Raw genomic sequence first — 18,006 nt, forward strand, 5'->3', positions numbered from 1 at the left:
GCCTGGTCGCCGGGCCGCGCCGCCCCCATCCCCCCGGTTCGGGGATCCGCGCCGGGCGCGATCCCCCATTCGAGGGGGTGCGAACGCTCCACCTCCCCGGGCAGGCTGGACACGATGATCGAACAGCGCGGCACGCGGGCCCTCCTGGAACGGGCCGCCCACGCCCGGGACGCCACGGAGCTCTTCGGCACCGCCTCCGCGCGCCTGCGCCGGATGCTGCCCTTCGATGCCGCAGCCTGGTCCGCCACCGACCCCGAGACGGGACTGATCACCGCGCCGATGCTGGTGGAGAACCTGGGCGGCGGCGAGCACTGCTTCTCCTACTGGGAGACCGCCCTCCTGGAAGAGGACGTCGTCCCGTACCGGGAACTGGCCCGCGCCGCCGTCCCGGCCGCCGGGATCCGCGCCAGCACCGGCGACCTGCCCGCGCGCAGCGCACAGTTCCGCAAGCTGCTGGCCCGCCAGGGCGTGGGCGACGAACTGCGGGCCGTCCTGCGCGCGGGCGACCGGCCCTGGGGCGTCGTCAGCCTGTTCCGGGAGAAGGGCCGCGCCCCCTTCGGGCCCGCGGACGTCGCGCTCGTCGCCGGGCTGTCCGCGCCGCTCGCCGGACGGCTCCGCGACCTGGCCCGTCCCGTCCCGCGGCCCGCGCCGGACGCCGCGCCCGGCCCCGGCCTGGTCCTGTTCGACCCGTCCGGCGCACCGATCTCGATCAACGACGAGGCCCGCCGGTACATCGACCTCATGCCCGCCGGGCCGTCCGCCCGCTACCCGTCCGGGCTGCGGCTGCCGATCTGGCTCGCCGGCACCGCCGCCCAGGCCCGCGCCGTCGCCGCCGAACGCGACCGCGGCGGCGCCCGGGTGCGGATCCGCACCCGCGACGGCCGGTGGCTGATCTGCCACGCCTCCGCCCTCGACGGCCCCGGCGGCGCGCCCGGCGGCACCGCGATGGTCATCCAGCCCGCCGCCGGATCCGACATGGCCCCGATCATCGCCGAGGCGTACGGCCTCTCCCCCCGCGAACTGGAGATCACCCAGATGATCGCGCGCGGGCTCCCCACCGGCGACATCGCCGCCGCCCTGGTCATCTCGCCGCACACCGTCCGCGACCACATCAAGGCGATCTTCGCCAAGGCCCGCGTCTCCAGCCGCGGCGAACTCGTCGCCCGCCTCTTCACCGAGAACCACTGGCCCCGCACCGGCCGCTGAAGCCCCAGGGCGAGGCGCGGTTTCTTCATCGCCCGCTCCCGGGTACGATTTGATCGCAAGAGGCCCCTTCGCGCTTGCGATCAGGGGCCTTCGTCGTGGGAGAGGTGTAACGGCATGCCGGCCATCGTTCTTGTCGGGGCCCAGTGGGGAGACGAGGGCAAGGGCAAGGCCACCGACCTATTGGGCGGCGACGTCGACTACGTCGTCCGCTACCAGGGTGGCAACAACGCCGGCCACACCGTGGTCATCGGCGACAAGAGCTACGCCCTCCACCTGCTCCCCTCGGGCGTGCTGTCCCCCGACGTCGTCCCCGTCATCGGCAACGGCGTGGTCATCGACCCGGCCGTGCTGCTCCAGGAGATCGACGGCCTCCGGGACCGCGGGATCGGCTGCGAACGGCTGCTGATCTCCGCCAACGCCAACCTGATCATGCCCCACCACCGTGCGCTGGACAAGGTCACCGAGCGCTACCTCGGCAAGGCCCGGATCGGCACCACCGGACGCGGCATCGGCCCCGCCTACGCCGACAAGATCAACCGGATGGGCATCCGGGTGCAGGACCTGTTCGACGCCAACATCCTCACCCAGAAGCTCGACCTCGCGCTGCGCGAGAAGAACCAGGTCCTCACCAAGGTCTACAACCGGCGCCGGATCGACACCGGCCCGATCGTCCAGGAGTACCTGGCCTACGGCGAGCGGCTGCGCCCGTTCGTCGCCGACACCACCCTCGTGCTCAACAAGGCCCTCGACGACGACAAGGTCGTCCTGCTGGAGGGCGCCCAGGGCACGCTGCTGGACATCGACCACGGCACCTACCCGTTCGTCACCTCCTCCAGCCCGACCGCCGGCGGGGCGTGCGCGGGCTCGGGCGTCGGCCCCACCAAGGTCACCAAGGTGATCGGGATCATCAAGGCGTACACCACCCGGGTCGGCTCGGGCCCGTTCCCGACCGAACTGCTCGACGAGCAGGGCGAATACCTCCGCACGACCGGCGGCGAGTACGGCGTCACCACCGGCCGCGACCGCCGCTGCGGCTGGTTCGACGCGGTCATCGCCCGCTACGCCACCCGGGTCAACGGCGTCACCGACTACTTCCTCACCAAGCTGGACGTCCTGTCCGGCCTGGAGCGGGTGCCGGTCTGCGTCGCCTACGACGTCGACGGCGAGCGCGTCGACGAGATGCCCACCACCCAGACCGGGTTCCACCACGCCAAGCCGATCCTCGAGTACCTGGACGGCTGGCAGGAGGACATCACCGGCGCCAAGACCTTCGAGGACCTTCCCGAGAACGCCCGCGCCTACGTCCGCGCCATCGAGGAGATGTCCGGCGCCCAGATCTCCGCGATCGGCGTCGGCCCCGGCCGCGACCAGACGCTGTCGCTGCGCCCGCTGATCTGAGCCCGTTCGATCGATTCTCACCGTTCGGCCACGACGAGTTCCGCCACGGGCTGTAGCGTGCCTGCCGTGACTTTCACCGGGGAGGCCGTCGAGCTGCACGGGCATCGGGGCGCTCGGGGTCTCCGGCCGGAGAACACCCTGCCCGGGTTCGCGCACGCGCTGGCGCTGGGCGTGCACGCGCTCGAGTTCGACGTCGGGCTGACCGCCGACGACGTCGTCGTCCTCAGCCACGACCAGGTGCTGTCACCGCTCACCACCGCCGACACCGGCCCGGTGCGTCCCGGCGACCCGCTGTTCCCCTACGTCGGCAGGCCGCTGCGGGACCTGACGCTCGCCCAGGTCAGGACCGTCGACGCGGGCACCCGCCGCCCTCAGCACGACGACGACCCGTTCGCGCTCACCCAGCTCCCCATCCCGGGCACCCCGCTGCCCACGCTCGCCGAGGTCTGCGCCCTCCTCAGCGCCGTCCCCGGCGTCCACCTGGCGGTCGAGCTCAAGACCGACCCGGACTGGCCCGACACGGAGATCACCCGTTTCACCGCCGCGGTCGCCGAGGTCCTGGAGGCGTTCGGCGTGACCGCCCGCAGCCGCCTGCTGGCCTTCGACTGGCGCGTCCTGGTCGAGGCCCGCCGCTACGCCCCCGACGCGGGCCGGGTCGCCCTGATCGACCGGCGGACCACCGTGCCCGGCACCCTCTGGTTCGCGGGCCAGCCCCACACCGACCCGGCCGGCGCCGCCCTCGACATCGGCGCCACCGCCCTCTCCCCGGAATGGGCCCTGGCCGGCCCGTCCCTGGTCGAGAGCGCCCAGCGCCTGGCCCTCCCGGTCGCGGTCTGGACGGTCAACGAGCCGGACGACATGACCCGCTACCTCGCCTACGGCGTGGACGCCATCGTCACCGACTACCCGGACCGCCTACGGCTCGTCCTCCAGGCCCACGGCCTCCCCGTCCCGGACCCCTGGCTGAAGACGACCCTCCCCGTCCCCAACTAGACCCGCGACCCCAGCCCCGCTCTGCCCTTGCTTTTCACTGGCCGGCCCGGAGCGGAGCGCCAGCGGAGTGGAGGGACGGGCAGGGCGGCGGGGAGCGGGTCCGCAGCGAGCCCCCAGGCGAGCGGAGGAGGCGTTTCGCGCCGTCCCGGGTGGTGTGGAGGGTCGCCCCTCCACAGTGTTAGAGCCAGCCGTTCCTTCGGAAGCCGCGGTACAGGGACAGGCAGACCATGGCGATGACGCCGAGGATCATGGGGTAGCCGAACTTCCACTGGGTCTCGGGCATGAAGTCGAAGTTCATGCCGTAGATCGCGGCGATGGCGGTGGGGACCATGAAGATGGCGCCCCAGGCGGAGATCTTCCGCATGTCCTTGTTGTCGGCCACGGTGACCTGGGTCATGTGGGCGTGCAGGATCGGGTTGAGGAGCTCGTCGTAGGACTCGACCTGCTCGCGGACGCGGGTGAGGTGGTCCTCGACGTCGCGGAGGTACTCCTTGATCTCGGTGGGGACGAAGCGCCGCGAGCCGAGGTTGCGCAGGGGCCCGGCGAGCGGGCCGACGGCGCGCTTGAGCTGGATGACCTCGCGCTTGAGCCGGTAGATGCGGCGGGACTCGTCGGTGCGCTCGGGGGAGAACACGGCCTCTTCGACCTCGTCGATGTCCTCCTGGACGGCGTCGGCGACGTTGACGTACCCGTCGACGACGCGGTCGGCGATGGCGTGGACGACCGCGGCGGGGCCCAGGGCGAGCCGCTCGGGGGCGTGCTCCAGGCGGGTGCGGACGGGGCCGAGTTCGCCGTGGGCGCCGTGCCGGACGGTGACGACGAAGTCGGGGCCGCAGAAGACCATGATCTCGCCGGTCTCGACGACCTCGGGCGCGCCGGGCTCCTTGCGGACGTACCCGACGGTCTTCATCACGAAGAAGTTGACGTCGTCGTACCGCTCGAGCTTGGGCCGCTGGTGGGCGTTGATGGCGTCCTCGACGGCGAGCGGGTGGAGGCCGAAGACCTCGGCGAGGTCGGAGAGCTCGGTGGCGGAGGGCTCGTGGAGGCCGACCCAGACGAAGCCGGCGCTCTCCTCCTGGGCGGTGAGGCGGCCGTCGCGGATGAGCCGTACGGCGTCGGCGACGGTGTCGGTGCAGACGCGGTGGCCGTCGATGTAGGCGGCCCAGTCGATGACGGCGGTGTCGCCGGAGCGGCCGGAGGCGGGGAGGGCGTGCGGGCGGCCGCGCGACTTGAACAGCGACCTGGTCGCGCGTCCCGGGCGGACTCGTGTCATGGCCATGGGGTGCTCCTAACCCGCCGGCCGGCACGCGCGTCTGGGCGCGCTCGACCCTGGAGGCCGGGGAGGAATCCCGGCGGCTAGCGAGGGGAGCGCGCGAAGGCGTGGGCCGGACGCCGAACGAAGGCGGACGGACGGACACTCCGAACAGGGAAGTTCGGACTGTGAGGGATCTCCGGCGTATTGCAAGGATCACCAGGACTCATCCCGACCACCTCCCTTCGCCATCATCAGCCACGTAAGCCGACAGAAGCCTACCAGCCTGGGAATCGGGGGAATCGCACCCCCGAAGGCGCCCAAGCCGCCCGGTAGTGGGACGTCCGGCCGCGCCGGGGGGTTCACCGGGGGGTCGTGTGGCGGCGGTCACGGCGCGGGCGGGCGCCGGTGCCGGCGGGGCGGATAGGCTCCCGGCGTGCGAGTACTCGTCCTTGGATCCGGCGGCCGCGAGCACGCGCTCGCCCGCGCCCTGCATCGCGACCCTGCCGTCACCGCCCTGCACTGCGCCCCGGGGAATCCGGGGACGGCCGCCATCGCGGAGAACCACGCGCTGAACGCGGCCGACCCGACGGCGGTCGTCGAGCTGGCCGCCCGGCTGCGCGCCGAGCTGGTGGTCATCGGCCCGGAGGCGCCGCTGATGGAGGGGGTCGGGGACGCGCTGCGCCGGGCCGGGATCCCCTGTTTCGGGCCGGATCGGGAGGCCGCGCGGATCGAGGGCTCGAAGGCGTTCGCCAAGGAGATCATGGCGGCGGCGGAGGTGCCGACGGCGGCGGCGCGGGTGTGCGAGTCGGAGTCGGAGGTGCTGGCGGCGCTGGAGGAGTTCGGGCCGCCGTACGTGGTGAAGGACGACGGGCTCGCGGCCGGCAAGGGCGTGGTGGTGACCGTCGAGCACGCGGAGGCCGTGGCGCACGCGGCCGACTGCGGCCGGGTGGTCATCGAGGAGTTCCTGGACGGCCCCGAGGTGTCGCTGTTCGCGCTGTCGGACGGGCGGTCGGCGCTGCCGCTGCTGCCCGCGCAGGACTTCAAGCGCGCCTACGACGGCGGCGAGGGCCCCAACACCGGGGGCATGGGCGCGTACACGCCGCTGCCGTGGGCGCCGCCGGGGCTGGTGGACGAGGTCATGGCCACCGTGGTGCTGCCCGCGATCGAGGAGCTGCGGCGCCGCGAGACCCCGTACGTGGGCGTGCTGTACGCGGGCCTGGCGCTGACGGCGAAGGGCGTCCGGGTCGTGGAGTTCAACGCGCGGTTCGGCGACCCGGAGACGCAGGTGGTGCTCGACCGCCTCGCCTCGCCGCTGGCCGGGATGCTGCAGGCGTGCGCGATCGGCGGGCTGGACCCGTCGTTCCGCCCGGCCTGGCACGAGGGCGCGGCGGTGACGGTGGTGGTGGCCGCGGAGGGCTACCCGGCGTCCCCGGTCAAGGGTGACGTGATCACCGGGATCGAGGAGGCCGAGCGGGTGCCGGGGGCGTACGTGCTGCAGGCCGGGACGGCGCTGAACGAGGACGGCCGCCTGGTGGCCACGGGCGGCCGGGTGCTGAACGTGGTGGGTTCCGGGCCCGACCTGGCCGCCGCGCGCGCCGCCGCGTACGAGGCCGCCGGCAGGATCGGCCTCCGCGGTTCGCACCACCGCACCGACATCGCCCTGCAGGCCGCGCAGGCCGGTCCGGCCTGATCGGGGGCGGGGCCCGAGCATCCCGTACGACCTGGGAGAATCGTCGGGTGATTGAGCGCTACACCCTTCCGGAGATGGGCCGCGTCTGGAGCGACGCGCACAAGTACGAGCTGTGGTGCCAGGTCGAGACCCTGGTGGTCGAGGCCCACGCCGAGGCCGGCACGATCCCGGCGGAGGTGGTGGAGCCGATCCGCAAGGCGCCGCCGCCGACCCCGGAGGCGGTGCACGCGATCGAGGCGGTCACCCAGCACGACGTGATCGCGTTCCTGACGGCGTGGGCGGACAACACCGAGCCGCGCGAGGCGGCCCGGTACGTCCACTTCGGGATGACCTCGTCCGATCTGCTGGACACCGCGCTGGCGATCCAGCTGGCCGAGGCGACCGACATCCTGCTGGCGAAGGCCGACACGCTGGTCGGGACGCTGCGCGACCACGCCCTGGAGCACCGCGCGACCCTGCGGGTGGGCCGCACGCACGGCATCCACGGCGAGCCGGACGTGTGGGGCCACCGGGTGGCCGACTTCGCGTTCGCGATGGCGCGCTCCCGCGACCGCCTCCGCCGCGCCCGCGAGGCCGTCGGGGTGATGGCGATCTCCGGCGCGGTCGGCACGTACTCCAACATCGACCCCGAGATCGAGCGGCATGTCGCGCGGAGGCTGGGGCTGAAGAGCGCCGACGTGTCCACGCAGGTGGTCATCCGGGACGGCATCAGCGAGTGGGTCTCCGCGCTGGCGATCATGGCGACGGTGTGCGAGGCGATCGCGCTGGAGGTGCGGCACGGGCAGCGCACCGAGGTCCGGGAGCTGTGGGAGCCGTTCGGCAAGGGCCAGAAGGGCTCCTCGGCCATGCCGCACAAGAAGAACCCGATCATCTCCGAGCGGCTGGCGGGGATGGCGCGGGTGGTGCGGGCGCAGGTGGTGCCGGTGATGGAGGGCATACCGCTGTGGCACGAGCGCGACATCTCGCACTCCTCCACCGAGCGGATCACGCTGCCGGACGCGTCCATCGCGCTCGACTACATGCTGAACCTCACGAACCGGCTGATGTCGGGGCTGGTGGTGGACGCCGATCGGATGCTGGCCAACCTGGAGTCGACCGGCGGGCTGATCTACACCTCGACGGTGCTGCTGGAGCTGGTCGAGGCGGGCATGTCCCGCGACGACGAGGCGTACCCGCTCGTCCAGAAGGCCGCGATGGAGACGTGGCAGACCGGTGAGCCGTTCCGCGACACGCTGCGCGCGCACGCGGCCGAGGCCGGGCTGAGCCTGAACGAGGGGCGGCTGGACGAGGTGTGCCGTCCGGAGCGGTTCGTCGAGCGTCTCGGGCCGGTGTTCGACCGCCTGTCCGCGCTCACCTGACCCCCAGGAGACCCGATGGCTGCCCGGTTGACCGAGCTGAACGTCTACCCGCTCAAGAGCGGCGGCGGCACCGCCCTGCGCGCGGCCGACCTGCTGCCGACCGGGCTGCGGTACGACCGCGAGTTCATGCTCGTCACCCCGGAGGGCCGGTTCCTGTCGCAGCGCGACCTGGGGCGGATGGCGGTGATGCGGCCGGTGTACGACGGGGACGTCCTCACCGTGGACGTCGCCGACCCCGCCCTGTCATTCGCGCCGCTCACCCACAAGCCCGTGGACGACGGGCCGGTGCGGGACGTCTACGTGCACCGGTACGAGTGCCAGGGGATCGACCAGGGCGACGAGGCCGCGGCCTGGTTCGCCGCCCTCCTGGACACCGAGTGCCGCCTCGTGCGCTTCACGGGCCGCCGTTCCACGTCCCGGGGCGGCGGGGAGGTGTTGTTCGCCGACGGCTACCCGCTGCTGGTGATCTCGGCCGAGTCCCTGGCCGACCTGAACGACCGGCTGGGCGATCAGGGGCCGCTGCCGATGAACCGGTTCCGGCCCAACCTGGTGGTCGAGGGCCTGGGCGCGTACGGCGAGGACCGGGTCAGACTGCTGCGGGTCGGCGGCACGGTGATCGAGATGGTCCGGTCCTGCGCCCGCTGCGTGATCACGACGACCGATCAGGACAGCGGGGAGCGCGGCCGGGAGCCGCTGCGCACGCTGGCCTCGTACCGGACCTACGAGCGGGGCATCCGCTTCGGCCAGAACGCGGTGCCGCGCACGCCGGGCCCGCTGGCCGTGGGCGACCCCGTGGAGGTCCTGGAGACCGTGGAGGAGGACCGGTGAAGCACCTGCACAGCGGCAAGGTCCGCGACCTGTACGAGCTGCCCGGCGGCGAGCTGCTGATGGTCGCCCGCGACACCATCTCGGCGTACGACTTCGTCCTCGACACGCCGATCCCCGACAAGGGGCGGATCCTGACGCAGCTGTCGCTGTGGTGGTTCGAGCGGCTCACCGGCCTGCTGCCCAACCACATCCTGTCCACCGACCTGCCGCCCGGGGCGCCCGCGGAGTGGGCGGGCCGCGCGGTGGTGGCGCGGCGGCTCGACATGGTCCCGGTGGAGTGCGTGGCCCGCGGCTACCTGACCGGCTCCGGCCTGGCCGACTACGCCAAGACCGGCTCGGTGTGCGGCGTCCCGCTCCCGGACGGCCTGGTCGACGGCTCGCGCCTCCCCGAGCCGATCTTCACCCCCACCACCAAGGCCCCGGTGGGCGAGCACGACGAGCCGATGACCTTCGCCGACGTCCAGTCCAAGGTCGGCCCCGAGCTCGCGGCCCGGCTGCGCGACCTCACCGTCGCGGTCTACGGGCGCGGCGCCGAGCTGGCCCGCGAGCGCGGCATCATCGTCGCCGACACCAAGATCGAGCTGGGCCGGGCCCCGGACGGCGAGCTCATCCTGGCCGACGAGGTCCTCACGCCCGACTCGTCCCGCTTCTGGCCCGCGGACGCCTGGGAGACCGGCCACGCGCAGCCGTCGTTCGACAAGCAGTTCGTCCGCGACTGGCTGACCTCGCCCGAGTCCGGCTGGGACCGGGCGTCGGGCGAGGCCCCGCCCCCGCTCCCGGACGAGATCGTCGAACGCACCCGCGCCAAGTACGTCGAGGCCTACGAACGCATCACCGGCCGCACCTTCACCTGACCGCGTCACCGGTCGGGCCGCACGGGCTCAGCCCCGCCACGGCCATCCGGAACAGCCGGTCCGCCGCGGCGGCGGGGTCGGGGTGGTGCTCGGTCGCGAGGACGATGCCGACGATCAGCGCGATCAGGTCGGCGACGGTGACGTCCGCCGCGGCCGCGCCGTCCCGCACGGCGCGGCGCAGTAGCGGCTCGCCGGCCTCCTCGATCAGCGTCGCGCAGCTGTTCTCGCGCAGCGGGTCCTCGTCGTAGAGCAGCGCGGCCGCCAGCCCCCGGGCGTCGACGCAGTAGGCGACGACGTCGGTCAGCCATTCCAGCAGCGCGTTCCGGCTGTCGCCCTCGCCGGTCAGCTCCTGCGCGCGCACGCACAGGGCCTCGATCCGCTGGTGGGAGACGGCCTCCAGCAGGGCGCGGCGGGTGGGGAAGTGCCGGCGCACGGTCGCCGACCCGACCCCCGCGGTCCGGGCGATCTGTTCCAGGGAGGCGGCGGCGCCGTGGGCGGCGACCTCCTCTTCGGCGACGGCGAGGATGCGCGCGTAGTTGCGCCGGGCGTCCGCGCGCTGGCGGTCGGGCATGGCGTCATCTCCAGGGTTGTTAAGTGGCGGGCCCCGCCGTATCGTACCGAAGTGAAAAACGGCGGGCCCCGCCACTTAATCCTGGGAGCATCATGTCTTCAGCCTTCGTCCTGGTCACCGGCGCCACCGGAAAGCAGGGGGGCGCCACCGCCCGCGCCCTGCTCGCGGCGGGCGTTCCCGTCCGCGCCCTGGTCCGCGACCCGTCCACCGACCGCGCCAAGGCCGTCGAGGCGCTCGGCGCCGAACTGGTCACCGGCGACCTCCACGACCGCGCCTCGGTGACCCGCGCCGCCGAGGGCGCCCGCGCCGTCTTCTCCGTGCAGATCGCGCCCTTCACCGGGGACGCCTTCGACTTCGACGGCGAGATCGCCCAGGCCGTCAACCTCATCGAGGGTGCGAAGGCCGCCGGAGTGCCGCAGTTCGTGCACACGTCCACCTCCGGCGCGGGCCAGCACGCCGAGGCCCCCGGCTGGGACGACCACTGGTCCGCGATCGTGCCCAGCCTGGACACCAAGAGCACGATCCAGGACCGGGTCCGCGAAGCCGGCTTCCCGCACTGGACGATCCTCAAGCCGGGCTTCTTCATGGACAACTTCCGCCCGTCCATGGCGTTCCTGTTCCCGCGCGGCATCGAGGGCGGCCTGGTGAGCGTCCTGAACCCCGGCACCCGGCTGTCCCTGGCCGCGGTGGACGACATCGGCAGGGCGGCCGCCGCGGCGCTCACCGAACCCGGCCTGTTCGACCGGGTCGAGCTGGAACTGGCGAGCGACTACCTGTCGATGACGGAGATCGCCGAGGTCCTCTCCCGCGTCCTGGGCACGCCGCTGTCCGCGCCGGACATGACCGAGGAGGAGGCAGTGGCCGCCGGAATGCCGGGGATGGGCGCCTCACACGAGTGGATGAACGTCCACGGCCAACCGGCCCGCCCGCAGTACGCGAGGGACCTCGGCATCCCCCTCACCAGCTTCGAGGAGTGGGCCCGCGAGCACATGCACCCCGCGGCCTGACCGCAATCAGCGAGCGTTGAGACGGGCGGCCTGGCGCGTCAGGTGGACGACCTCGGCCAGGTTGGGCGCCTTCTGGGCCGCCTCGGCGTAAAGCCGTGCCGCCGTGGCCAGGTCGCCGTCACGCTCGTGGAGGTAGGCGGCCACCGCGGCGTACCGGGGCAGCGAGTCGTCCAGGTCCGCGAGCGCCGCCAGCCCGGCGCGCGGCCCGTCGGCCTCGCCCACGGCCACCGCGCGGTTGAGCCGGACGACCGGGCTGTCGGTCAGGCGCGCGAGTTCGTCGTACCACTCGACGATCTGCACCCAGTCGGTCTCCTCGGCGGTGGGCGCGTCGGCGTGGAGCGCCGCGATGGCGGCCTGGGCCTGGAACTCGCCCAGCCGGTCGCGCGCCAGGGCCGCCTGGAGGATCTCGACGCCCTCGGCGATCGAGGCGGTGTCCCACCGGCCGCGGTCCTGCTCGGCCAGCGGCACCAAACTCCCGTCAGGCGCGATCCGGGTGGCCCGCCGCGCGTGGTGGAGCAGCATGAGCGCCAGCAGCCCCGCCACCTCGGGGTGGTCGATCGCGGCCGCGAGCCGCCGGGTCAGCCGGATGGCCTCGGCGGCCAGGTCGACGTCACCGGAGTAGCCCTCGTTGAAGACCAGGTAGAGGACGCGCAGCACGGTGGCGACGTCCCCGGGCTGGTCGAACCGCACGCCGGAGACGGTGCGCTTGGCCCGGCTGATGCGCTGCGCCATGGTCGCCTCGGGCACCAGGTACGCCTGGGCGATCTGGCGGGTGGTCAGCCCGCCGACGGCGCGCAGCGTGAGCGCGACCGCCGACGACGGCGTCAGCGACGGGTGGGCGCACAAGAAGTAGAGCTGGAGCGTGTCGTCCACCGCGGGCGCGGGCCCGGGCGGCGGCTCCTCCTCCAGGACGTCCTCACGCCGGCGGCGGGCGGCGTCGGCCCGGGTCGCGTCGAGGAACTTGCGCCAGGCCACGGTGACCAGCCAGCCCTTGGGGTCACGCGGCGGGTCGTCCGGCCAGACCCGGACCGCCTCGACCAGCGCGTCCTGCACGGCGTCCTCGCCCGCCGCGAAGTCGGCTCCGCGGCGGACGAGGATCCCGAGCACGCTCGGCGTGAGGCTCCGGAGCAGGACCTCGTCGATGGGAGAGGTCACTCGGTGACGGTGGGCGGCTCGGTCAGGAACGGGCGCAGCTCGAGCCACTCGTGGATCGGCTTCCCGCCCGCCCCGGGCGCGGCCGACAGCTCCCCGGCCAACTCCACGGCCCGCTCGTAGCCGTCGACGTCGATCACCATCCAGCCCGCGATGAGGTCCTTGGTCTCGGCGAACGGGCCGTCGGTCACCGGCGGGCGCCCCTCACCGTCGTACCGGACCCACGTCCCCTCGGGGGCGAGCGCCTGGCCGTCGACGAACTCGCCGGTCTCCTCCAGCCGGGCCGCGAAGTCGTTCATGTACTGCACGTGGGCCGAGATCTCCTCAGGCGTCCACTTCTCCATGGGCACGTCGTTGACCGCCGCCGGCGCGCCGCGGTAGTGCTTGAGCAGCAGGTACTTGGCCATCGTGGTTCTCCTCGCGCTGGTGCGACCCATTCTGGTCGCGCTCACACCAGGGACGAAGCCGCCCACGGGATCTCGACATCCCCACCACGAAATTTTTTGGCTCTCATACCGGTGGCGCTGAACGCCGAGGTCACACCCCAGCCGTCAGCGCTCGGAGTCCCCGTGCGGCTGGAAGCGAGCCCGCTCGGGCATCGCTCAAGAACGCGGCGGGTGGTGACCTCGAGCCGTTCTAGGCGCCGACGCTGAGTGCGCGAAGGTCGCGCGCGGCCGGGAGCGTCCGGGCGGGTTCGGGCAGCGTGCTCAGCACCTGGCCGACCAGCTGCCGCGTGGCCAGGACCGGACGGGGACGATCGGTGAGCGATGTGACGGCCAGATCAAGCCCTTCGCGCACCTCGCCGGACTTGACCAGGTCGATGGCGCGCATCAGATCGAGATTGGTGATCGGCACTCTGGCGGTGGATGGATAGAGGGCACGGGCGTTCTCGACCGCCGTCACAGCGCGCCGATCTCCAGAGATCGTGCGGACGTACGCCTCACTCCAGAGCAATTGGCTTTCTTGAAAATCCAGCACCGTCGGTTCGCTGGAACTGCGGGGTAGCTGCTCGAACGTGCGCTTCAGCATGTCGAGGCTCTTGTGCGCTGTGACGTTGTCACCTTGAGAGGCTGCCTGGTAGGCCCCGGCGGCGTAGCCGCGCGCCAGTCCTGAGAACGGGGTGCCGTTGGCGATGTGGGCGGCGTCGTCGACCATGGTCATGACGGCATGGTGCGAGTTGCCTGCCCAACTGACGTGCTGGGCGGCTCTACCCCGTACCCAGACCCGTAGCTCACGGTCGCCGGACGCGTCGGCGGCACGGCGTGCCGTGCTCCACGTACGACGCGCGGCGCGATCTTCCCCGACGTTGCACAGCGTTTCAGCCAGGACGCCGGTAAGTCCGGCGCTCACCCGCAGAAGACCGGCCTGCTCACGGGGTGGGCGGCCTTTCTTGAGCAGTTCGCCCACCGCGACGATATCCGCGATCAGGTCGGGTATGAGCGCATCGAACGGCCGCCGATAGATCTGATGACCGTAATCACGAACGGTCTGTTCCCACTCCTCGACATCGGCGGTGCGGCCGAGAACGTGATCGACGCCGGAAAGCAGCTCTTCCAGGACGCCGGGCGGGACGCTGGCCCCGGTGCCGATCGCGGCGAGGAGCTGGAGTGCGGCACGGCGTTTCACGTCGTCGTCCCCCTGACCGGGAGTAGGACTTTGATCCACGGTACCCGCGGCGGACGGCGCCTGCGGAGTTGAGGGGAACAGCTCTTCTTCGGGTTTGCCCAGGGCGAGGCAGTACAGCAGCTTGTACCGCTCGCTCACGGAGTGGGCGCCGCGCTCGTGCCCTCGGATGGTGGTCTCCACGTGTTCCCGGTCGGGCAGCCGGACGTGGGGTGGCGCGACCTCGCGGAACCGCGCGGCCAGGTCGGAGACGACCAAGCCCTGGGCTTTGCGCTCTGCGCGCAGGGCCGCGCCGATGATCCTTTTGTCGGAGGTCATGTCGCGTGCACCTCTCGCCGGGGGCGGTGGGTAGCCACGGAAACGCGGAGCGTATCCGCTGCTTTTCCTGCATACCACGGTGACCTGCGGCACGTACCCCGGATTCACTGAGACGCGGCGGGAGCATCCCGTCCCGAAGACAAGGCGGCCCCGGACGCGACGATGACAGCGTCGGCCGGGGCCTTGACCGGAAGGGACCCGGCCCAGATGGATCGTATGACCTCGCAGCAGCGGCTGGCCGCACTCGGCGCGCATCTCGTCGCACGTGGCCTCACCATCGGCCTCACCGAGAAAGGGCTGCGGGTGACCAACCCGCACGCGGGCGGATGCTGCGACGACGCGGCGCACCCGGCGGACACGATCACCTGCCACGCGCGCCGCGAGGACGACGGCCGGATGTGGTTCTGGACGTCGTGGGGCGAACCGATCACCGACGCGTCCAAGGTCATCCTCGGCAACCTGGCCGGGGGAGGCGGACGGTGACCGCCGTCGCGCCGTGGGCGGCGCTCGACGTCGACCTGGTCGTGACCGAGTTGCGGCGCCGGTTCCCGGGGGCGTGCGCGTGGCGCGGCACGTACACGGGTGCCTGGTGGGCACTGGCGCGGGACCCGTGGGGCCGTGACCGTCTGATCGAGGCGCCCGATCCGGCCGAGCTCGCTCGACACCTGGAGGCGATCGGCGCCCGGACGGTGCCGCGCTTCTCCCGCACGCCCCCCAAGACCGGCGCGGCGGCGCGGTCGACACCGTCCAGGATGCCCCGCCCCGCCGCGCCCATCCACGCCGCTCCCAGGCGCACCCGGCGTGGGTGGCTGCGGCGGCGGCTGCGCCTCTGAACGCGTTGTGGAAGGTGGACTCAATGGAATCGCATGCCTGCGGGTGGCCCGCCCTGGCCATCCCTCACCAGATGCTGCCGCCGTGTTCCATGGTGCTCACCGACGGCGGCCTGCTCGCGGCGAAGATCACCAGCATGGGCGACTCCATGTACGCGCTGGTGGGCTACGTTGCCAACGATGCCCGTCCCGGCCGCGACGGTGAGGGGCCGCGGAGCCGATTCTGGGGCCGGGAGTGGCAACGCACCCTGAACCTGCCGTACGCCACTTACGCGCCGCTGATCGCCGCCCGTCAGCCGGACGCGCTCGTCCCGCATCTGGGCAAGATCGCCCGCATCCGCGCCGCCGGCATCGTCGCCGCCAGGTCCACCCGGGACCCGTACCTGCTGGCCGCACACGCCGCGGCCCTGGACGCGCTGGCCACCTGGTGCGGCGTTGACCGCGACAAGTTCGGCGTCTACGGCTCGGCCATGTACAAGCCTCCGGGGACCGCCCGCGATCTGGACATCGTGGTCTACGGACGGGACGCCTCCCGCCGTGTGGCCGCCCGCGCCGCTGGAGTCGTTCCTCCTCGTCCCGCCGACCACCCGCATCATCCGCACTTCCGGACTCCCGGTGCCAAGGTCACCTTGGACCCTCGGTATCTGACGGGCGAGCACACCATCACGCGCGCCCTGATCGCCGGGGACTGCACCGACTCCGGCGTTGAGGCGATCGACCGGTTGTGGGTGCTGGACGCCGCTGAAGGGATCTTCTTTCCCTCCCGCTATACGCTCAGTGACGGTAGCGTGCTGCTGTCGTATCGAGCTGGACACTCCGGCTGGCTGCGGAATGGAGACGAACTGTTCGGACCGCCGCTGCCTGTCTTCTTCCGCGATGGCACGCGGTACCGGGTCGTGCTGGGCTGCGAAACCCTGCGTGCTCGCCGTGCCGAAGCCGAACAGACCGGAGGGGAGGGCGAGCGGTGACCGTCCAGCCGACAGGCCCCCGCACGCAATGGATGCAGGCGCAGTTCGAGCGTGCGCTGCGTGCCTTCGGGCTGGTAGTGGACGGGCGGCTGGTGCCGGGCGTGGCCGGGCGGACTTTGTCCGGGCGCGTTGCCGACCCGGTATCTGGCGGCGCGCGTTGGCTGCGCGTGCTGGCCGTCCCGGCTGAGCGGGCGTGCGGTGCCTTGTGGTATGGGCCGATCACCGCCCCGGCGATTCCGGGGCTGAGCCGCCCTGCGCTGCTGGCGACCGAGACCTGGGCCGACCGCGAGCAGTCGGTGCGCGCAGAGGTGTGGGAGCTGGTCGACGAACCGGCCTGCGCCCCGCACGAGACGCTCACTCCGCGGCGTGCCCGTCAGCTCCGGTTGTCCACGGCCTGGTGGACGAGCCTGGAGACCTCGCTCGACCGGCTCGCCCGCCATCGCACCGACCGCGTGCCCCGTACCCAGGAGCAGATCACCGCTGTGATGCGCCGCGCCTATGGGCCCGGTGTGCCGACCCGGGTCCGGCGGTGGGCCGTCCAGCACGGCGATCTGCGCTGGACCAACCTCACCGCGCATACCCCTTACCTGCTGGACTGGGAGTTCTGGGGGCTGGCACCGGTGGGCGCGGACGCGGCGACGCTGATGTGCACCAGCCTGCTGGTGCCCGAGCTGGCCGCCGACATCCACCGGCGCTTCGCGCATCTGCTCGACACCCCGGACGGCCGTATCGCGCAGCTGTGCGTGATCGTCCAGTTGCGCCGCCATCCCGACATCGGCGATCTGGATCAGCCGCTCGCGGCCCTCGCCCATCGGCTCAGCCGATGACCTCGCCGGTTTCCTCGCCGTACTGGTCGCGCATGCGGGTGGGGACGATCTCGACGGTCAGGCCCGGCAGGGACGGCACCGGGACGCGGCCCGCCTCGGAGCGGATCGCGTCGATCAGGCCGTTCAGCGCCGCGTCCGGGACACTGATCGACAGCCCGCCCTCAAGGCGTTCCACCTCGAAGCCGTCGGCGGGCACGAAGTGGAGCACGCCGCCGTCCTGGGCCTGGATCGCCAGCGACCGCCCGAACGGCAGCCGCCCGCGCAGGGACTGGCGGATCATCGGCGCCTGGAGCGCGCCCAGCCGCAGCGTCGTGCCGCCGCCCTCCTCCTCCCACCCGGCGGTGCCCACGAACAGCAGGCCGCTGCTGGAGCCGTCCCGCTCGACGCCGGCGCGGACCGCCGCCGCCAGCTCCGGATCGGCCAGCAGCGAGCCCCGGTCGATGTCGGTGACGTAGAGCGGCAGCCGCGGCGCCAGGACGTCCAGCAGCGCCATGGTGTTCCACTGCCGGGCGGCCTCGTACTCCTCCCGGGCCAGGCCGATCACCTGGAGGAACTGCAGGGAGCCGTGCGGGGTGGAGATCGTCCCGAGCTCGGGGTCCTCGGCGAACATGATCGCGCGGATGGCCGAGTCCTCCCGGGACGTGGCGATCGGCCCGTTGATGTCCATGTGGTGGCCCGGCTCGAACCAGTTGCCGGAGGTGAACACGTAGCGGCCGAGGTTCTGCAGGAGACTGACCGCCCAGACCGGCGGGGTGGTCTCGGACGGGTCGCGGACCAGGCGGAAGGTGAACTCGAAGCCCCAGCCGGACTCCTCGGGGTCGCTCCCCTCGCCCTTCTCGTAGAGCTCGCTCATGCCGTACGAGACGAAATGCCAGTGCGGGACCGGGTCGGTCCTGGGGTAGGCGCTGACGCCGTCGAGCGGGTCCTTCCCGCCCAGCCGCCACTTGAGGATCGTCCCCCAGTGGAGCGGCTCGACATCGCCGTAGAGGGGCTCCAGGGCGCGGTCGATGGCGTGCCAGCCGGGCGCTTCGTCCGCGGCCTCCGTGGACTCGTCCATGGGCGTTCACCTTAGGGAAGAAAGCGGTGGTACGGGCCCAGATGACGGAGTGCGTCACGACTCACATCCGA

General features: G+C 72.4%; 18 protein-coding genes. 12 read left to right on the forward strand and 6 right to left on the reverse strand.

Features of this window, described 5'->3' with window-relative positions:
- The first annotated feature begins 114 nt into the window (after positions 1–114).
- The 3 genes from ACFPZN_RS17165 (at position 115) to ACFPZN_RS17175 (ending at position 3,597) form a co-directional block, all read left to right on the forward strand.
- Positions 115–1,206: a LuxR C-terminal-related transcriptional regulator gene (locus ACFPZN_RS17165; RefSeq protein ID WP_378282979.1), complete on the forward strand. Its 1,092-nt coding sequence runs from the start codon at positions 115–117 to the stop codon at positions 1,204–1,206.
- Positions 1,207–1,320: 114 nt separating this feature from the next.
- Positions 1,321–2,604: an adenylosuccinate synthase gene (locus ACFPZN_RS17170; protein WP_378282980.1), complete on the forward strand. Its 1,284-nt coding sequence runs from the start codon at positions 1,321–1,323 to the stop codon at positions 2,602–2,604.
- A gap of 66 nt (positions 2,605–2,670) precedes the next feature.
- On the forward strand, positions 2,671–3,597 hold the full coding sequence (locus ACFPZN_RS17175; protein WP_378282981.1) for a glycerophosphodiester phosphodiesterase family protein: 927 nt from the start codon (positions 2,671–2,673) through the stop codon (positions 3,595–3,597).
- Positions 3,598–3,775: 178 nt separating this feature from the next.
- On the opposite strand, the gene ACFPZN_RS17180 is transcribed toward ACFPZN_RS17175, so the two are convergent.
- Positions 3,776–4,876, reverse strand: a complete 1,101-nt coding sequence (locus tag ACFPZN_RS17180; RefSeq protein WP_378282982.1) for a magnesium and cobalt transport protein CorA — start codon at positions 4,874–4,876, stop codon at positions 3,776–3,778.
- 409 nt (positions 4,877–5,285) lie between these two features.
- On the opposite strand from ACFPZN_RS17180, the gene purD reads away from it, so the two are divergent.
- The 4 genes from purD to ACFPZN_RS17200 are packed head-to-tail and all read left to right on the forward strand — an operon-like array spanning position 5,286 to position 9,582.
- Complete coding sequence (purD, locus tag ACFPZN_RS17185; protein ID WP_378282983.1) at positions 5,286–6,542, forward strand: phosphoribosylamine--glycine ligase; 1,257 nt, start codon at positions 5,286–5,288, stop codon at positions 6,540–6,542.
- A 47-nt stretch (positions 6,543–6,589) separates the two neighbouring features.
- The gene (gene purB / locus ACFPZN_RS17190; RefSeq protein WP_378282984.1) at positions 6,590–7,900 is read left to right on the forward strand and encodes an adenylosuccinate lyase; all 1,311 of its coding nucleotides are present in this window, start codon (positions 6,590–6,592) and stop codon (positions 7,898–7,900) included.
- 15 nt (positions 7,901–7,915) lie between these two features.
- Positions 7,916–8,728, forward strand: a complete 813-nt coding sequence (locus ACFPZN_RS17195) for an MOSC domain-containing protein (RefSeq protein WP_378282985.1) — start codon at positions 7,916–7,918, stop codon at positions 8,726–8,728.
- Complete coding sequence (locus ACFPZN_RS17200; protein ID WP_378282986.1) at positions 8,725–9,582, forward strand: phosphoribosylaminoimidazolesuccinocarboxamide synthase; 858 nt, start codon at positions 8,725–8,727, stop codon at positions 9,580–9,582. The genes ACFPZN_RS17195 and ACFPZN_RS17200 overlap by 4 nt, the downstream gene beginning before the upstream one ends.
- Here ACFPZN_RS17200 and ACFPZN_RS17205 read toward each other — a convergent pair.
- Positions 9,575–10,153 carry a TetR/AcrR family transcriptional regulator gene (locus ACFPZN_RS17205; RefSeq protein ID WP_378282987.1) on the reverse strand — a complete coding sequence of 193 codons (579 nt, stop codon included), beginning with the start codon at positions 10,151–10,153 and terminating at the stop codon, positions 9,575–9,577. The genes ACFPZN_RS17200 and ACFPZN_RS17205 overlap by 8 nt on opposite strands.
- A gap of 92 nt (positions 10,154–10,245) precedes the next feature.
- Between ACFPZN_RS17205 and ACFPZN_RS17210 the strand changes: the two genes are divergently transcribed.
- Positions 10,246–11,160, forward strand: coding sequence for an NmrA/HSCARG family protein (locus ACFPZN_RS17210; RefSeq protein ID WP_378282988.1), 915 nt, complete (start codon positions 10,246–10,248; stop codon positions 11,158–11,160).
- Between the two features lie 6 nt (positions 11,161–11,166).
- Here ACFPZN_RS17210 and ACFPZN_RS17215 read toward each other — a convergent pair whose 3' ends face one another.
- The 3 genes from ACFPZN_RS17215 to ACFPZN_RS17225 form a co-directional block, all read right to left on the reverse strand.
- Entirely contained in the window at positions 11,167–12,303 is a 1,137-nt protein-coding gene (locus ACFPZN_RS17215; RefSeq protein WP_378283024.1) for an RNA polymerase sigma factor, read from the reverse strand.
- A gap of 8 nt (positions 12,304–12,311) precedes the next feature.
- Positions 12,312–12,719 carry a YciI family protein gene (locus ACFPZN_RS17220; protein ID WP_378282989.1) on the reverse strand — a complete coding sequence of 136 codons (408 nt, stop codon included), beginning with the start codon at positions 12,717–12,719 and terminating at the stop codon, positions 12,312–12,314.
- A 229-nt stretch (positions 12,720–12,948) separates the two neighbouring features.
- The gene (locus ACFPZN_RS17225) at positions 12,949–14,253 is read right to left on the reverse strand and encodes an XRE family transcriptional regulator (RefSeq protein ID WP_378282990.1); all 1,305 of its coding nucleotides are present in this window, start codon (positions 14,251–14,253) and stop codon (positions 12,949–12,951) included.
- A 207-nt stretch (positions 14,254–14,460) separates the two neighbouring features.
- On the opposite strand from ACFPZN_RS17225, the gene ACFPZN_RS17230 reads away from it, so the two are divergent.
- Genes ACFPZN_RS17230 through ACFPZN_RS17245 form a run of 4 tightly spaced genes read left to right on the forward strand, consistent with a single transcriptional unit; the run spans position 14,461 to position 16,878 of the window.
- Entirely contained in the window at positions 14,461–14,736 is a 276-nt protein-coding gene (locus ACFPZN_RS17230; RefSeq protein WP_378282991.1) for a hypothetical protein, read from the forward strand.
- The gene (locus ACFPZN_RS17235; RefSeq protein WP_378282992.1) at positions 14,733–15,086 is read left to right on the forward strand and encodes a hypothetical protein; all 354 of its coding nucleotides are present in this window, start codon (positions 14,733–14,735) and stop codon (positions 15,084–15,086) included. The genes ACFPZN_RS17230 and ACFPZN_RS17235 overlap by 4 nt, the downstream gene beginning before the upstream one ends.
- Before the next feature lie 23 nt (positions 15,087–15,109).
- On the forward strand, positions 15,110–16,051 hold the full coding sequence (locus ACFPZN_RS17240) for a hypothetical protein (RefSeq protein WP_378282993.1): 942 nt from the start codon (positions 15,110–15,112) through the stop codon (positions 16,049–16,051).
- A complete protein-coding gene (locus ACFPZN_RS17245) occupies positions 16,048–16,878 on the forward strand; it encodes an aminoglycoside phosphotransferase (protein ID WP_378282994.1) in 831 nt (276 codons plus the stop codon). The genes ACFPZN_RS17240 and ACFPZN_RS17245 overlap by 4 nt, the downstream gene beginning before the upstream one ends.
- On the opposite strand, the gene ACFPZN_RS17250 is transcribed toward ACFPZN_RS17245, so the two are convergent.
- On the reverse strand, positions 16,868–17,935 hold the full coding sequence (locus ACFPZN_RS17250; RefSeq protein WP_378282995.1) for a suppressor of fused domain protein: 1,068 nt from the start codon (positions 17,933–17,935) through the stop codon (positions 16,868–16,870). The genes ACFPZN_RS17245 and ACFPZN_RS17250 overlap by 11 nt on opposite strands.
- Positions 17,936–18,006: the final 71 nt, after the last annotated feature.

The sequence above is a fragment of the Actinomadura rugatobispora genome (assembly GCF_042656285.1).
In the GTDB taxonomy this organism is placed as follows: Bacteria; Actinomycetota; Actinomycetes; order Streptosporangiales; family Streptosporangiaceae; genus Spirillospora; species Spirillospora rugatobispora.

What these genes read in the sequence shown, in the direction of transcription:
- ACFPZN_RS17250 (WP_378282995.1), bottom strand. Translation starts at nt 17,935, where the DNA reads ATGGACGAGTCCACGGAGGCCGCGGACGAAGCGCCCGGCTGGCACGCC.
- ACFPZN_RS17195 (WP_378282985.1), top strand. Translation starts at nt 7,916, where the DNA reads ATGGCTGCCCGGTTGACCGAGCTGAACGTCTACCCGCTCAAGAGCGGC.
- ACFPZN_RS17165 (WP_378282979.1), top strand. Translation starts at nt 115, where the DNA reads ATGATCGAACAGCGCGGCACGCGGGCCCTCCTGGAACGGGCCGCCCAC.
- ACFPZN_RS17220 (WP_378282989.1), bottom strand. Translation starts at nt 12,719, where the DNA reads ATGGCCAAGTACCTGCTGCTCAAGCACTACCGCGGCGCGCCGGCGGCG.
- ACFPZN_RS17180 (WP_378282982.1), bottom strand. Translation starts at nt 4,876, where the DNA reads ATGGCCATGACACGAGTCCGCCCGGGACGCGCGACCAGGTCGCTGTTC.
- ACFPZN_RS17205 (WP_378282987.1), bottom strand. Translation starts at nt 10,153, where the DNA reads ATGCCCGACCGCCAGCGCGCGGACGCCCGGCGCAACTACGCGCGCATC.
- ACFPZN_RS17240 (WP_378282993.1), top strand. Translation starts at nt 15,110, where the DNA reads ATGGAATCGCATGCCTGCGGGTGGCCCGCCCTGGCCATCCCTCACCAG.
- ACFPZN_RS17170 (WP_378282980.1), top strand. Translation starts at nt 1,321, where the DNA reads ATGCCGGCCATCGTTCTTGTCGGGGCCCAGTGGGGAGACGAGGGCAAG.
- ACFPZN_RS17225 (WP_378282990.1), bottom strand. Translation starts at nt 14,253, where the DNA reads ATGACCTCCGACAAAAGGATCATCGGCGCGGCCCTGCGCGCAGAGCGC.
- ACFPZN_RS17230 (WP_378282991.1), top strand. Translation starts at nt 14,461, where the DNA reads ATGGATCGTATGACCTCGCAGCAGCGGCTGGCCGCACTCGGCGCGCAT.
- ACFPZN_RS17210 (WP_378282988.1), top strand. Translation starts at nt 10,246, where the DNA reads ATGTCTTCAGCCTTCGTCCTGGTCACCGGCGCCACCGGAAAGCAGGGG.